The organism is Gordonia sp. VNK1, assembly GCF_040049135.1.
Taxonomy (GTDB): Bacteria; Actinomycetota; Actinomycetes; order Mycobacteriales; family Mycobacteriaceae; genus Gordonia; species Gordonia oleivorans.
This window is the reverse complement of record NZ_JBDZDJ010000002.1, coordinates 190,592-203,495: the sequence shown is the minus strand read 5'-3', so window position 1 is coordinate 203,495 and position 12,904 is coordinate 190,592. Positions and strand designations below refer to the sequence as shown.

The window sequence follows — 12,904 nt, the reverse complement described above, 5'->3', positions numbered from 1 at the left end:
ACAATCGCAGACCTACCCATGGCCGACCAGCATCCACGGCCCGGTGTGGTCGAATCTGCGGTGCACGTAGTGTTCGATGCCCTGCTCGGCGAACACCGCGGCCAACGCCTCGACAGGTTCGCGATCCTCGACGATCTCGTGATCACCGAAGCTGATGCGCCACAGGGAGTAGTTGATGGTCATCGGATACCTCCGGTCGGGGTGTAGGCGCCAGGCACGTCGAGATGGGTCCGCGACGGCGCAGTCTGGTGGGTCGCCAGGTGGTCGTAGGCCGCGACAGCAGCAGGCCCGGACGGCCACCCCTCGCCTGGCATCCGCAGGAGCGTCCCAACGAATCCGACGATCGCCGTGGTGGCTCCGCCGCATGGATGCAGCGAGGAATCGTCGAGCCAGTACCGTTCCCCTGCCATCCAGGCGTCGATCGTGGCCGCGAGGTCGCTGTGGGTGCCCCACACCTGCCATCGGGCACTCTTGTGGTCCCATGCGTGGAGCTGACCGTTGATCTGGGCGACGGCACGCCCTTCGCTCGTGTAGCACTGCTCACGCACGAAGACCTCGGCGACCGAGCCGGGATCGTTCACGGGATCGGGTAGTGCGTTCTGATCCCCGCGACGCGACCAAGCCGGTGGTGGGGCCAATGGGTCGACCTTGTCGGGTGTGGTAGTCGGCGTCTTGTAGAACGTGGAGAGCACTTCGCGTGCAGCCTCTTCGAGCGCGTCGAGGCGTCCGACGGGTCGGTCGGTCGGCCACCCGCACTGGGCGGAGTACTCGGCGAGGCGTGTGCGGAGTTCGGTGGTGGTCAGGGGCTGATGGGTGCCGTATCGGGTGCGTCGGACGGGCCGGCCGTCGGAGGAGGTGATGCCTGCGGTTTCGGCCCAGGCGGCAGCCACGGGCCACGGACGGAAGCGTGCCACCACCTCCGGTCCTGGGATCTCGGTGGCGGCGACCGGTGCGGAGTCGGGTTCGGGGGTGCGTCGGAAGATGCTCATCAGCGCAGACTTTCCGGGTCGAAGAGGGAGGGCGCGAGCGCGGCGCCTGCGGTGAGTTCGAATCGGTCGACCACATCGGTGCCGTGCAAGTGGGCACCGACGAGTGTGGTGAGCGCTGAACGCAGGACCGCGAACATCGCGCGTTCCCCCACGAGTTCGGCTGCGGTGTCGATGAGTTCGTTCACCTGGGTTCGGGAGTTGGTGATCGCGAGGTCGCGGGCGAGGGCGTCGGCGACCTTCACGAGGTCGTAGGAACGTTGGGTGTTCATCGGTTGTCTCCTTCGGGCGCGGGCAGTTGAGGTTGTTCGGGTTGGGCGTCGATCGCGGCCACCATCTCCGTCAGACAGGCGATGTCGCGATCCAACTGGGTTTCGGATCGGATGGTCACTACCGGGGCGTTGTCGAGGCCGTGGAGGCGGACGAGGCTGTCACAGATGCCGCGCGCGGCCGATAGCAGTTGTGCGCGTCCGACTTCGCGGCCTTCGTCGGCGTCGTCGAGGGCGTCCATCGCGCGCCGCAACAGGCCTTCGTAGCGGTCGGTCATCAGTTCGCGGTACTGGGTGGCGTTCTCCGTTTCGACGCGGTCGAGGGATCGGGTGATGGCCCGGTACACGGCCGCCCGGTCGTAGTAGCCGAGTCGTTCGGCGATGTCGTCGAGGGTGTGGCCGTGGGTGCGGAGGTGGACGGCTTGGGTGGCTCGTTCGCGGTCGGTGATCCGTTGGGGGCCTGAGCTGTCACAGGGATCGGTGTTGTTCGACCCAGAGTTGTTCATACGGCGTCCTCGGTGGGGATGTCGCCGGCGCATCGGACGGACCAGGCGTTGCGGGCGGCGTCGGCCAGCGACACCCGCATGTCGTAGTCACTCGCTCGGGTTTCGATTTCCTCGAGCATCGGCGCGACGATGCTCTCGGCGAGGGTCTCGCAGGCTGCGGCGAGAACAAGCATCAGGTGGTCGGTGTCGCGGATATCGGAGAACAGTTCCGACAGGATCTCTTTGGCTGGCAGACCGCGGGACACGAGATCGAATGCGAGACGGGCTCCCCAGAGGGACTTGGCGTCGAGTGACGGTAGGCCCATCACGCCGGTGAGGTTGCCGGCTTCGTCGGTGGCCGGTAGCGCGCCGACGGTATCCATCCACGGTTCGCCGATGCGGGCGTGGTCGCGTTCGGCGTCGGCCTGGGTGCGCATGTCGGCCAGGCGCTGAGGTTGGGTGTCGCGGGATTGTTCGAGGTGCGCGATGAGTTGGCGGAGGTCGGTGGCGATTGTCGCCGGGTCGTCGGTCACGGGTTTGGCTCCTTGATGTTGAGGATGGTTCGGGCGGGTGGGTTGGTGAGGTAGTCGATGGCGCGTTGGAGTGCGTCGGGTGGGTGTCGGCCGATGAGTTCGCGGTTGCAGGGGCTGCAGAGGAGTCCGCGGACTTCTCCGGTCTGGTGGTTGTGGTCGACGGCGAGGCGTCGGGTTTTGCCGGTGGCTCGTCGGCAGATGGCGCAGCGGCCGCCTTGGGCGGCGAGGAGTGCGTCGTATTGGCCGGGTGCGAGTCCGTAGGTGTTCTGGATGTGGCGTTGGTGCTGGCGGGCTGCGTCGGCTCTGAGTTTGTTGCGGTGGTGGGTGTAGCAGCGGGGGCCGGGGAATCGGGCGTCGCGGTTGAGTCCGTCGGCGCAGTCTTTGCAGCGTCGTGGTTCGGTCATCACGCACCCGACCTGACGACGGTTCGGAAGGCCTGTCTCAGTCGCAGAGTCTCATCCCGGGCCACCCTAAGGGTGGTGGCCCCGGTGAGACTGAGACGATCGGGTGAGATTTTCGTGAGACTGGTTTGAGACTGGTGGATCATGGTTGGCCGCCCATCTGCTGGCGGCCGAGTTCGGTTCCGATGAACAGTGCGCGCTTCTCGCTGCCCACGTTTCGTACATATCCCTTGTCCTGCAGCACTTTCAGAGCTCGGAACACGGATGCGCGGCTGGTCTCGGACAGTTCGACGAGGGCGCTGGTGGACAGTCCTGCAGCCGTGGGGGCAGTCTCAAGGGCGTCCCAAACTTTAGTCTCACTGGCCGTGAGATTTTGGGCTCCAGTCTCACTGTCGTTTGAGACTGCAACGAGGGTGCGACGTGCGGTTTCTCCGACGCCCGGCATGAGGTGCTGAGACACCGTGTGTGGGACCATCCGGAACTGGTGCTCGCACCCTGACGGGGCGTCTTTGTGCTTCTCGCACTTGACCTTCGCGAGCAGATCAGCGCCTTCCATGCGGAGGTCGGACCACACGCCGCCATCCCACGCGGTGGAGCCGCGCGGGCTTGAGCTGTTGCGTCCGGCGTGGTGGATGGCGAACACGGTGCAGCCGGCCGCCTCCTGGATTCGCTCGGCCGCGGCGATCGCACGACCCTGTTCGGTCGCACTGTTCTCCTCAAGTCCGAGAGTGCACTTCGCGCGGGTGTCGAGGACGACCAGGCCGGCGCCAACGTCGCGGGCGAGGTCGCACGCCTCGGATACGTCGGCGATGTCGCCGAGTTGGACGGGGCACGGCAGGATGTAGAGCTGTTCGTCGAGGCGTTCGGGGTCGTAGCCGCTGAGTTCGCACCAGCCGAGGATGCGGGCTCGCAGGCCTGATGCTCCTTCGGCCGCGACGTAGACGACCTTCTCCGCTGTGGGGACGCGGTGGCTTTCGAAGTTCTCTCCGAGTGCGAGGGCACAACTCATGGCGATCGCGGCGAAGGTCTTGTAACTGCCTGCAGTGGCGGACAGCTGAGCCAGGGTGTTTCGGTAGAGGAGTCCGTCGACGAGAGGTGTCGGTGGTCGTATGTCGGCGAGTTGGGCAACCGTGAGGAGTCGATCGCGCAGCGGCTCCCGGTGGACGACAGACAGTCGTGCGGGCTCGTCGGTGATGGGTGGTAGGTCTGCGTACGGGTCGGGTGCGGTCATGCGATCACCCGCTTTGCCCACGGGTTCGCGACCAACCACGCCCGGCGCTGGGCGACAGCACGGCCGACCTCACCCCACGGTTTCGCGTCGGCGACGACCAGCGCAGCAGACTTCCGCGCACGCTTCTCGGCGAGCGCGTCGAGTTCCCGGATCAGACAGTCACGGACACCGGCGGTCAGTAGGGCCACGAAGCGATCCCGGTCGATCCCCTCGGGCAGTTCGATTCCGTGGAGTTGGTAGCGCAGGCTGTTCGCGTCGTCGTACGAGAGTGGCGACGCGTCGTCACTGAAATTGTCGGTGCCGCCGATATACTGGTCGTGGCTGGTCTGGGCGGCTGGTTGAGAGTCGAGTTCGAGTGGGCACCCTGTTGGAGCGGGGTGCCCATTCTCGTTGTAGGGCATGGGGTCCGGGTCCTGTCGTGAAGGTGTCGGCCCGGCCCACGGCCAGCGGCGCTGTATACATTTGTGCGCGTTCAGTTTTCGATGCAGAGTTCGCGGATGACGTGCGCCGAAGGAACTCGGGTGCGTCGGCCTACGCGGATTGCCGTGGAAGAGGCCCTCAGATGCTCGTAGGCGGTGAGACGATGCACCCCGTACAGGGTCGCGTACTGGTCAACCGAGATCGTCGGGGCGGCGAGGAGCGCTGAGAGCGCGTCGGCAGCAGCACCCTCAATTCGGGGCGGATCGTCGATGCCGAGGATCTCGCGGATAGCGCGCGACGGAACTCGTCGGCTTCGGCCGATCTGGATGACGGGGAACAGGTCGCCGGCTGCCCTGTAGCAAGCGGTGGCGCTGTAACCGAGGAGGTCTGAGGTCTGGGGGATGGTGATCGCGAGTTGTGATCTGACAGCAGTGGTTGCGCGGGCGAGACCGTCCGCGCAAGGGACCGTAATCGGCATGCGTGTCGAGTTTCTGCCTCAGCTCAAGACTGCGTCCGGCCCACGGGATCCCATCTGAGACCGCCGATCCATTCGGGAGGCTTTCGAATCCGATCGGCCCAGCGACTGCAATCTGTGCCACGCAATCGACCCGCGCGGCGTGAAAACGACTCTAGCGAAGCTGCGCATACAATCCCAACATGACGCGCCGAGCGCAGCCCATCAACAAGCACACCGCCGCAAACGGCACCGTGTCCTACTGGTTCCAGATCGACGTCGGCACCCGGCCCGACGGCTCCCGCAACCGACAACGCTTCACCTACCGCACCATGGCCGAAGCGCGCCGCGAATACCGCCGCATCTCCACCGAAGTCGCAGCAGGTACTTACGTTGCGCGACAGACGATCACACTCGACGAGTTCCTCACCGGGTGGCTCGACGGACGCCGCGACATCCGGCCCGTGACCCTCGCCGGATACCGACACGCACTCAAACCCGTGATCGAGCGTCTCGGCGGGGTCCAGCTGCAACACCTGACCAAGACGCACATCGACGATCTGGTTGAGTGGCGCATGAACTCCGGGCGCGCACCCACCAAGCGACTGTCGGACGGCAGCCGCGCGATCGTCGCGTTCGTCGGCACTCAGCCCGACGGCGTCAGTTACGCCGACGTCGCACTCGAGTTCGGGGAGAGTGGCGCGAAAGCTCTCGACAGACTCCTGGCCGGCGGTCACGTCGAACGCCCCAGCCGCGGCCGCTACCTGCTGCCCGCAGCCTCCGAGACCACCCAGACCGGGGTCAGCGCCCGCACTGTGGTCACGATGCTGGTGCAGCTGTCCGCCGCCCTCGATGACGCGATGGCCCAGGGGTTCGTCGTCCGCAACGTCGCGCGCCTCGTCGACCGACCCAAGATCGTAGACCGCGAGATGAAGACATGGACTGACGAACAGGCCGAACAGTTCCGAAGCCATGTGGAGCAGGACCGCCTGTATCCGCTGTGGCTGCTGTCGCTATATGGGCTGCGTCGCTCCGAGGTACTGGGTCTGCGGTGGGACGCCGTCGACTTCTATGCCGGGACTGTCGCAGTCGTTGCTGGCCGCGTTGTCGTCGCCGGACAGGGCACCGTGACCGGCGACCCGAAGTCCCGCCGATCTCGGCGCGTGCTCCCGATGCCGCCCGAGGTGATCACCGCGCTACGTGCGTTCAAGGCCAAGCAGGCCGCCGAACGCCTCATCATCGGCCCCGGTTGGCCCGACACGGGATTGGTCGGCGTCAACGCTGACGGCTCCCCCATCCGGCCCGAGACCTACTCGGCGGAGTTCTCGCGTCAGGCCAAGGAGGCAGGCGTGCCGGCGATCCGCCTGCACGATGCGCGGCACACGGCGGCGAGCCTGATGCTCGACCGCGGGAATCCGCCGCTCGTCGTCGCGAAGTGGTTGGGTCATGACCCGGCGTTGACGATGCGCGTGTACGGGCACGTCTACGACGACGCCCTACAGTCTGCAGGTGCCTCGATGTTCTCCCCGAAGGCCGGCGACTCGGCGCGCTGAGGTGTTCGATAAACCCCCGGAACTTGCCAAGAACTTGCCAACAGGTGCACGAACTGGCTGCTACGAGACCGACCAACGGACCTAGATTCCCGCAGGTGAAACGGCAGAACAGCGACTCTAGCGACACCCCGCATAAGGTGTCGGTTTCCTCTTACACACCAGCGGTCAGGGGTTCGAATCCCTTTGCGCGCACCACGATCGACACAAGCCCGGGCCGATCACGGACAGGGGCCGAGGATCGCCACGACGCCGAACCCCACCGATAACCTCCGACCGCTGCCGTTCACCGTGGCAATGAGCCGACGGGCCTCCTACATGCCAACCACCATGCGGCTGCTGGTGTAGCGCCGCACCTACCCACCGGACGCATCGACGAGGCGACCGCCTTCGCCGGCGGCACCGTCAGACGCGTGAACCGCAACCGTCGACGCCCCCGGGTCGCCACCGTCGCCGATCCCGCCACCTGATCGTCGGCTCACGGTTGCGGCGGGTCGGGTCCAACCGGTGGGCGCACGCCGCATTCCGCATCGAGAGTCTGCTCAACACACCACTATTCGTGGGTTCCGAGGGTCTTCATGTCGGAGCTGTGGCTCGCCCACGACGGGGAGAACCGCTATCGCGGGGTGTTCGAATGGCCGGGGCGGACGTGGCGAAGGCCCATGTCGGTGCACTCTGGTGGTCTCTGGAACTCGTCAGCAATCGGCGACAGCATCCGTTCTCGGATCGACGAGGGCCGGCGCGACGACACACCCCTCCCGGGACACCGCACCCGTCGGCGAGTCCATGGTGGTGTCCGGTGGCCGGACCTTGACCCAGGAGACCCGGTGTTTGACACTTGCGGACATGTTTGTGATACGGGGCACATGCCTGACCGGCTTCCTCGAGGAAGCCACCGCCCTCGGCGCAGACGGGCAGACGCTGCTCCGCAGCGCGGGCATCCCGCCCGGTGCGGTCGGTGATTTCGACTCGTTCATCACCTATGTCGCGATGATCCAGGTACTCGAGGCGGCCGCACAGACAACGGGCGCCGCCGACTTCGGACGGCGAATGGCACACCGCCAGGGCATCGAGATCCTCGGCCCGGTCGGTGTCGCGGCACGCACCACCCGCACCGTGGCCGAGGCATTGCACGTATTCGAGAACTACCTGGCCGCCTACAGCCCCGCGATCACCATCGAGGTCACCGCACATCCGTCCACCGAGACCACGTTCATGGAGTTCCGGCTACTCATTCCCGATCCCCCGCCGCACCGGCAGGCCATGGAGATGTCTCTCGGTGTGGCCCTACGCGTGCTCCGATTCCTGCTGGGGTCGACGTATTCCCCACTGAGCGTGCACATCCCGCACGAGCCACTGGGTTCCCGTTCGGACTATTTGCGCGAGTTCGGTTGCACGCCAAGATTTTCCGAGACCAAGGCGGGCTTCACCCTGCAGTCCGCGGACCTGGCACGCCCTCTGGTCGCCGACGAGACGGCCCACCTGGCCATGTTGGGATACCTGACCACCGTGATCGGCCGACAGGACCGCCACGTGAGTTCCGCGGTCCGCGATCTCGTCCGGCAACTCCTCCCCACCGGTGCGGCCACCCTCGAGGTCACCGCACGACAGTTCCATCTGCATCCCAAGACACTGCAGCGACGCCTGGCCACCGAAGGCCACACCTTTGCCGGCATCGTCGACGGCGTCCGTCGCGAACTCGCCGAACGTTGGCTCCGGGACACCGACATGACGGTGACGCATCTCGCTCACGAATTGGGTTATTCCGAACAGAGCGTCCTGTCACGATCCTGCCGCCGATGGTTCGGGATGGGCCCGGCCGAGTTCCGCGCCGGGCACCGACTCGACCCCAAGAGCGCAATGAACCGTGCCCCAGGTCACAAGCCTGTCCTCTCCGGTCAAGAATCTGTCGTCTGAGGTCAAGAGATCGCCGCGAATGACCGGCATGGTGTTCATCACAGCCCAACACGCAGTGAAAGGAACACCACAATGACTGCTCCCACCACCCGCCCGGTTCCCGGGCCCGCCACCACCATGTCCGGCGCCCTGCTGCCCGTCATGCCTTTGCCCCAGGGTGAACTGCTGACCGTCAACACCGAGCAGAGCCCGCTGATCCGCGACTCCCTCGGACCGGGCGTGCACTTCAAGCCACTGCGCCTGGATCTCGAACGCGGCGAGTGGGTCGTGCTGGCCACTTTCGCGCCCGGTACCTCGATCCCGCCGCACTATCACACCGGCACCGTCGACGGATACACCCTTTCGGGCTGCTGGTACTACTCCGAGTACCCCGACCAGCCGCAGACCGCCGGGTCCTACCTGTACGAGCCCGGCGCCTCCGCCCACAGCCTGACCTGCCCGGCGACCAACACCGAAGACACCGTCGTGCTCTTCTCCATCACCGGCGCCAACGTCAACTTCAACGAGGACGGCAGCTTCCACTCCGTCCTCGACGCCGCCCTCATCGCGCACCCCACCGGCGCCCTGTCCGAAGCCCAGGATCTCGGCCCGATCAACTACATCACCGGTGGCTTCGCCGGCTACACCGTCGAGGAGGTCTGATGCGCGCGGTGGGTATGCAGGATTCCCGACTGACGGTCACCGAGATCGCTGAACCCACACCCGGCCCGGGTGAGGTGCTCGTCGACGTGCTGGCCTGCGGTATCTGCGGCAGTGACCTGCACTGCGCGGCTCACGGCCCCGAATTCAACAAGGCCACCCACGGCGCGGCGGGCGTCGAACTGCTCGATTTGTCCAGGCCGGTGGTGTTCGGTCACGAGTTCGTCGCCCGGGTGTCCGCCTACGGTCCCGACACCCAGCAGAACATCCCCGTCGGAGCGCGCGTCGTGTCGATGCCGATCCTGCGGCGCGAGCAGCCGGTCATGCTGGGCTTCGCCGGAGCCGAGGCCCCCGGGGCCTATGCGGAAAAGATGGTGCTCAGCGAGCCGCTGCTGATCCAGGTCCCCGACCACGTCGACACCGACATCGCCGCTCTGACCGAACCGCTGGCGGTCGCCTATCGCGCGGTGAACCACGCCGGCGTCACCGAGAACACGGTGCCGCTCGTCGTCGGTTGCGGCCCCATCGGCCTCACCGTGATCGCGGTTCTGAAGATGAAGGGCATCGGCCCGATCGTCGCGGCCGACTTCTCGCCGGAGCGACGTGCACTGGCAACCCGCCTCGGTGCCGACATCGTCGTCGACCCGGCCGAGCAGTCTCCGTACGAAGCGCTGCACGCTGCGGCGGCCACCGATGACCAGGCCCGGATGGCCGCTCCGACCGCAGTCCTCGGGCAACTGCCGCTGCGTCCCACCGTTGCCTTCGAGTGCGTCGGCGCGCCGGGACTGATCCAGCAGATCATCTCCGGCATTCCGGCCGGCTCGCGCATCGTGGTCGTCGGGATCGCGATGGGCTCCGACAGCTTCGAACCCGGCCACGGGATCCTGAAGGAACTCGACATTCAGTTCTCGCTGTACTACAGCCCGGTGGAGTTCGCCGAGACCTTCGCCCATCTCGCGGCCGGCGACTTCGACGTCGCGCCGCTGCTGAGCGACACCGTCGGGCTCGACGGCGTCGCCGATGCCTTCGAACGTCTGCGAACCAACCCGCACGACGCGAAGATTCTCGTCGATCCGACCCGCTGAGCACATCGGGCCAGTCGTGTCCGTACCGTCGCGACTCAGGCGACGGTACGGACACGCTTTGCGCCCCTGCACACATGCGGCGGGTGGAGGCGAACGGTGATCTGAGGTCTGCCGACCGAATGCGAGTCTGCACAGCAAAGCGATCACACTCTTCGCGCCGGGTGCCTTGACCCTGGCATCGCACCGAAAGTGACAAGCCAAGCGGGCCGTGACTACTACAGCGTGTCGACCTCGCCGTCTGTACGCTCCCACGCTCCGACGATCAGGGCGTCGATCTGCTGTTCGTCCAGGTTCATGTAGGCCATTGTCGGCAGTACCGGCGCAGCGAGCCCGACCGAACGCGCCGAGTCGGCGACCGCTCCCCGTAGGTACCCGAAGAGATACTCGGCTCCCCAGCCGGTCAGCATGTCGCGTAATTCGTGCTCGGCGGGCGCACTGCTGTCGTTGCCCAGATGGAATCGCACCTCACAGTCCTGCAGTGACACCATCTGATCGTCGACGACCTGAACAGCACCCCGAACTCGCACAGTCGGATGGTCCCGACCGTCGCCCTTGTCGGAGGTCTTGACAGACAGTGCGACGCTGACTCCGTCCGGCTGGTCATCCTCGGCAGTGACCACGATGAACTCCGTGCCGAAGGGCGCGGGGGTGTTGTCGTCGGCCCACCGACGAATGACCGAACGGCAATGCCAACGAATATTCGCGCCGGTTACCCGATCCTGGAGAGAACCCATCACGCGAACTTGCCCACTCGTCGCGGGCGCACGACGTCTGACGATTCGTCGACAAACCCGTCCTCCGCGTCGTAGAGCAGCCGGTTCGAGGGCATGAATCCGCGCACCAGACTCTGCTCGTACTCCGCCTCGATCTCACTGCAATGCACCACCCGCATATCGAGAGCCGCTTTGCACTGTGTGAGGTACTGGCGGATATCGGACAGCCGCGGGTTACTGTCCAGGCGTTCCATCCTGGACACGGTGCTGTGGTCGACGCCCATCAATGCGGCCAGTCGGCGCTGGCTGAGTCCGGCTGCCTCACGAGCTTCCACCAACTCGCGCTTGAACTGGACCTCGGCCCGAGCAGAGCGCCGTGCTGCAAGCCGCTTGACCGACAAGATCATGCGCACTCCTTTGATCCGTTCGATGTCGCCAGTGTTGCACAGTGTGCACCATGTGTCCGTCAGAGAGTGCGAAATAGCAGGTCACGGTCCCGGCACCATCTCACGACGACGTCCATCGCCTGACGCACATGTTTGGTCTGCTTGTCGCTGGACCTCGGTGTCGCACCACGGCCGACGCGCTCGCGCATCTCACGTGCCGTCTTGAACCCCAGAAAGGCCGCAAGCAAGACTCTGTCGATCTCCGGCTCAGCGAAATAGAGGCGGTACTCGCGGCTGCCGCGCTCGCTTCGCCGCGCGATCCCGGTCGCCTGAGTTCGCCCAGCCACGGTTTGTTGAGTCGATGGATCCGTTCCCCGATCGGAGCGTCGTAGTCCGCCTCCCCGAGACCGTCTACGGTCGCGGCCTCCATCAACGCATCGAGCAACTCGAGCGCGTCGACTTCGAATGGAGTTTCGTCGTCGGGATCGGCGGGGTTCCGCTCCGCCTCGAGGGTCGCTCTGACCGCCTCGTACGGGTCAGTGGTGCGCCATTCGCAGTACCCAGCTTCCGCTCGCGAGGGTGCCCCTCGACGAATCACGACATCACTCGCTCACCACCGGGGCGATCCGACCACCGAAGAGCCCACCGAGTTCCGCGCGTCCTCGTCACAGTCGCACGGTAACGCCGAGGTGTGACAGTCGGCCGACGTCCCGTGTCCTGGCGATCCCCACGTCCCCCGCCCGAATGAACCGGCGCGAGCCCGAAGCCACGGCAAACACGCCACGTCGGACCATTACCCTCGCGAAATCGGTCTCAGGTGTCTTTAATCATCTGCATGGAGTCCGCACAGACACGTCGTGGCCGGGGTCGCCACGCCCGGATCGTGGTCGCAGTTCTTTCCGTCATCGTCGGCCTGACGACCGCATGCTCGGTGAGTGGTACGCCCGTCGCGGCCGGGCCCGCCATCGACGGCTTCGTCACCGGCGTCACCGCGATCAACGATTCCGGGGCGAGTTCGTCGACGGTCACCGGCACCCTGAGCGGCGGCGACGACGCGGGCCCCAAGCTGACGCTCCGGGACAACGTCACCGCCGTCAACGGTGGTTCGTTGCTGCAGGACACCACCTCGACGGCGCCGATCCAGTCGATGCGCATCGCTCTGGAGGCCAAGCGCAACGGGCAGCCCACCGGAGCGCCGGCACCGGGATACACCGAGGTGAAACTGGGGTCGGCCACCTCCAACGCGTCGGTGGTGATGACCTTGGCACAGACTTTGCCGTCGGAGGACTTCGCCTTCTACTTCGCCGGCGTCGACGCATCCGGCAATCAGGGACCGTTGGTACGCCAGGAGGTCAAGGCCATCAAGGTGGGCACCGGTGCCGTGCAGGTGACCGCGTCCTGGGACGTCGACAGCGACCTGGACCTGATCCTCGTCGAGCCGTCGGGCAGCAAGATCTACTTCAACGAGAAGACCTCGTCGAGCGGCGGTGAACTCGATCTCGACTCCAACGCCGACTGCGATATCGACGGCAAGCGCAACGAGAACATCACCTACCCGCAGGCCGCGTCGGGCACCTACACGGTGTACGTCAACCTGTACGCGTCGTGCGGCACGTCCTCGACGAACTACGTGGTGACGGTCAGCGTGGGTGGGCAGGCACCGCAGACCTATACGGGCAATCTCTCGACCCCGAACCGGACCGCCGACACCTCCGAGATCCACGAGGTCACCACCTTCCAGGTCGGCTGAACCACACTCCGTCCCGCACGCCGCGTCGACGCGCGGACGTGCCGTCTGCGACAGTGCGGTCGAATGACCACCCGGGAAATCCGCG

General features: G+C 66.0%; 17 protein-coding genes. 5 read left to right on the top strand and 12 right to left on the bottom strand.

Annotated features, from left to right (window positions below):
• Positions 1-12: 12 nt before the first annotated feature.
• The 9 genes from ABLE94_RS02935 to ABLE94_RS02895 form a co-directional block, all read right to left on the bottom strand.
• Complete coding sequence (locus tag ABLE94_RS02935) at positions 13-183, bottom strand: hypothetical protein (RefSeq protein WP_348808033.1); 171 nt, start codon at positions 181-183, stop codon at positions 13-15.
• Positions 180-989, bottom strand: coding sequence for a hypothetical protein (locus tag ABLE94_RS02930; RefSeq protein WP_348808032.1), 810 nt, complete (start codon positions 987-989; stop codon positions 180-182). Before ABLE94_RS02930 ends, ABLE94_RS02935 begins: the two co-directional genes overlap by 4 nt.
• Positions 989-1,258, bottom strand: coding sequence for a hypothetical protein (locus ABLE94_RS02925; protein WP_348808031.1), 270 nt, complete (start codon positions 1,256-1,258; stop codon positions 989-991). Before ABLE94_RS02925 ends, ABLE94_RS02930 begins: the two co-directional genes overlap by 1 nt.
• Positions 1,255-1,761, bottom strand: a complete 507-nt coding sequence (locus ABLE94_RS02920) for a hypothetical protein (RefSeq protein WP_348808030.1) — start codon at positions 1,759-1,761, stop codon at positions 1,255-1,257. Before ABLE94_RS02920 ends, ABLE94_RS02925 begins: the two co-directional genes overlap by 4 nt.
• On the bottom strand, positions 1,758-2,273 hold the full coding sequence (locus tag ABLE94_RS02915) for a hypothetical protein (protein WP_348808029.1): 516 nt from the start codon (positions 2,271-2,273) through the stop codon (positions 1,758-1,760). The genes ABLE94_RS02920 and ABLE94_RS02915 overlap by 4 nt, the downstream gene beginning before the upstream one ends.
• Positions 2,270-2,677, bottom strand: coding sequence for an endonuclease VII domain-containing protein (locus ABLE94_RS02910; protein WP_348808028.1), 408 nt, complete (start codon positions 2,675-2,677; stop codon positions 2,270-2,272). The genes ABLE94_RS02915 and ABLE94_RS02910 overlap by 4 nt, the downstream gene beginning before the upstream one ends.
• A gap of 139 nt (positions 2,678-2,816) precedes the next feature.
• Positions 2,817-3,905: an AAA family ATPase gene (locus ABLE94_RS02905; protein WP_348808027.1), complete on the bottom strand. Its 1,089-nt coding sequence runs from the start codon at positions 3,903-3,905 to the stop codon at positions 2,817-2,819.
• A complete protein-coding gene (locus ABLE94_RS02900) occupies positions 3,902-4,306 on the bottom strand; it encodes a hypothetical protein (protein WP_348808026.1) in 405 nt (134 codons plus the stop codon). The genes ABLE94_RS02905 and ABLE94_RS02900 overlap by 4 nt, the downstream gene beginning before the upstream one ends.
• Positions 4,307-4,377: 71 nt before the next feature.
• A complete protein-coding gene (locus ABLE94_RS02895; protein ID WP_348808025.1) occupies positions 4,378-4,803 on the bottom strand; it encodes a hypothetical protein in 426 nt (141 codons plus the stop codon).
• A gap of 179 nt (positions 4,804-4,982) precedes the next feature.
• Here ABLE94_RS02895 and ABLE94_RS02890 point away from each other — a divergent pair, with 179 nt between their 5' ends.
• Positions 4,983-6,332: a site-specific integrase gene (locus ABLE94_RS02890; protein ID WP_348808024.1), complete on the top strand. Its 1,350-nt coding sequence runs from the start codon at positions 4,983-4,985 to the stop codon at positions 6,330-6,332.
• Between the two features lie 692 nt (positions 6,333-7,024).
• On the opposite strand, the gene ABLE94_RS02885 is transcribed toward ABLE94_RS02890, so the two are convergent.
• Positions 7,025-7,177, bottom strand: coding sequence for a hypothetical protein (locus ABLE94_RS02885; protein ID WP_348808023.1), 153 nt, complete (start codon positions 7,175-7,177; stop codon positions 7,025-7,027).
• On the opposite strand from ABLE94_RS02885, the gene ABLE94_RS02880 reads away from it, so the two are divergent.
• The 3 genes from ABLE94_RS02880 (at position 7,176) to ABLE94_RS02870 (ending at position 9,970) form a co-directional block, all read left to right on the top strand.
• Complete coding sequence (locus ABLE94_RS02880; RefSeq protein WP_348808022.1) at positions 7,176-8,246, top strand: AraC family transcriptional regulator; 1,071 nt, start codon at positions 7,176-7,178, stop codon at positions 8,244-8,246. The genes ABLE94_RS02885 and ABLE94_RS02880 overlap by 2 nt on opposite strands.
• Before the next feature lie 72 nt (positions 8,247-8,318).
• On the top strand, positions 8,319-8,888 hold the full coding sequence (locus tag ABLE94_RS02875) for a 2,4'-dihydroxyacetophenone dioxygenase family protein (RefSeq protein ID WP_348808021.1): 570 nt from the start codon (positions 8,319-8,321) through the stop codon (positions 8,886-8,888).
• Positions 8,888-9,970 carry a zinc-binding dehydrogenase gene (locus ABLE94_RS02870; protein ID WP_348804176.1) on the top strand — a complete coding sequence of 361 codons (1,083 nt, stop codon included), beginning with the start codon at positions 8,888-8,890 and terminating at the stop codon, positions 9,968-9,970. Before ABLE94_RS02875 ends, ABLE94_RS02870 begins: the two co-directional genes overlap by 1 nt.
• Before the next feature lie 215 nt (positions 9,971-10,185).
• Here ABLE94_RS02870 and ABLE94_RS02865 read toward each other — a convergent pair whose 3' ends face one another.
• Positions 10,186-10,704, bottom strand: coding sequence for a hypothetical protein (locus ABLE94_RS02865; RefSeq protein WP_348804177.1), 519 nt, complete (start codon positions 10,702-10,704; stop codon positions 10,186-10,188).
• The gene (locus tag ABLE94_RS02860; protein WP_348804178.1) at positions 10,704-11,090 is read right to left on the bottom strand and encodes a helix-turn-helix domain-containing protein; all 387 of its coding nucleotides are present in this window, start codon (positions 11,088-11,090) and stop codon (positions 10,704-10,706) included. The genes ABLE94_RS02865 and ABLE94_RS02860 overlap by 1 nt, the downstream gene beginning before the upstream one ends.
• Positions 11,091-11,904: 814 nt before the next feature.
• Here ABLE94_RS02860 and ABLE94_RS02855 point away from each other — a divergent pair.
• On the top strand, positions 11,905-12,819 hold the full coding sequence (locus ABLE94_RS02855) for a YfaP family protein (protein WP_348804179.1): 915 nt from the start codon (positions 11,905-11,907) through the stop codon (positions 12,817-12,819).
• Positions 12,820-12,904 lie beyond the last annotated feature (85 nt).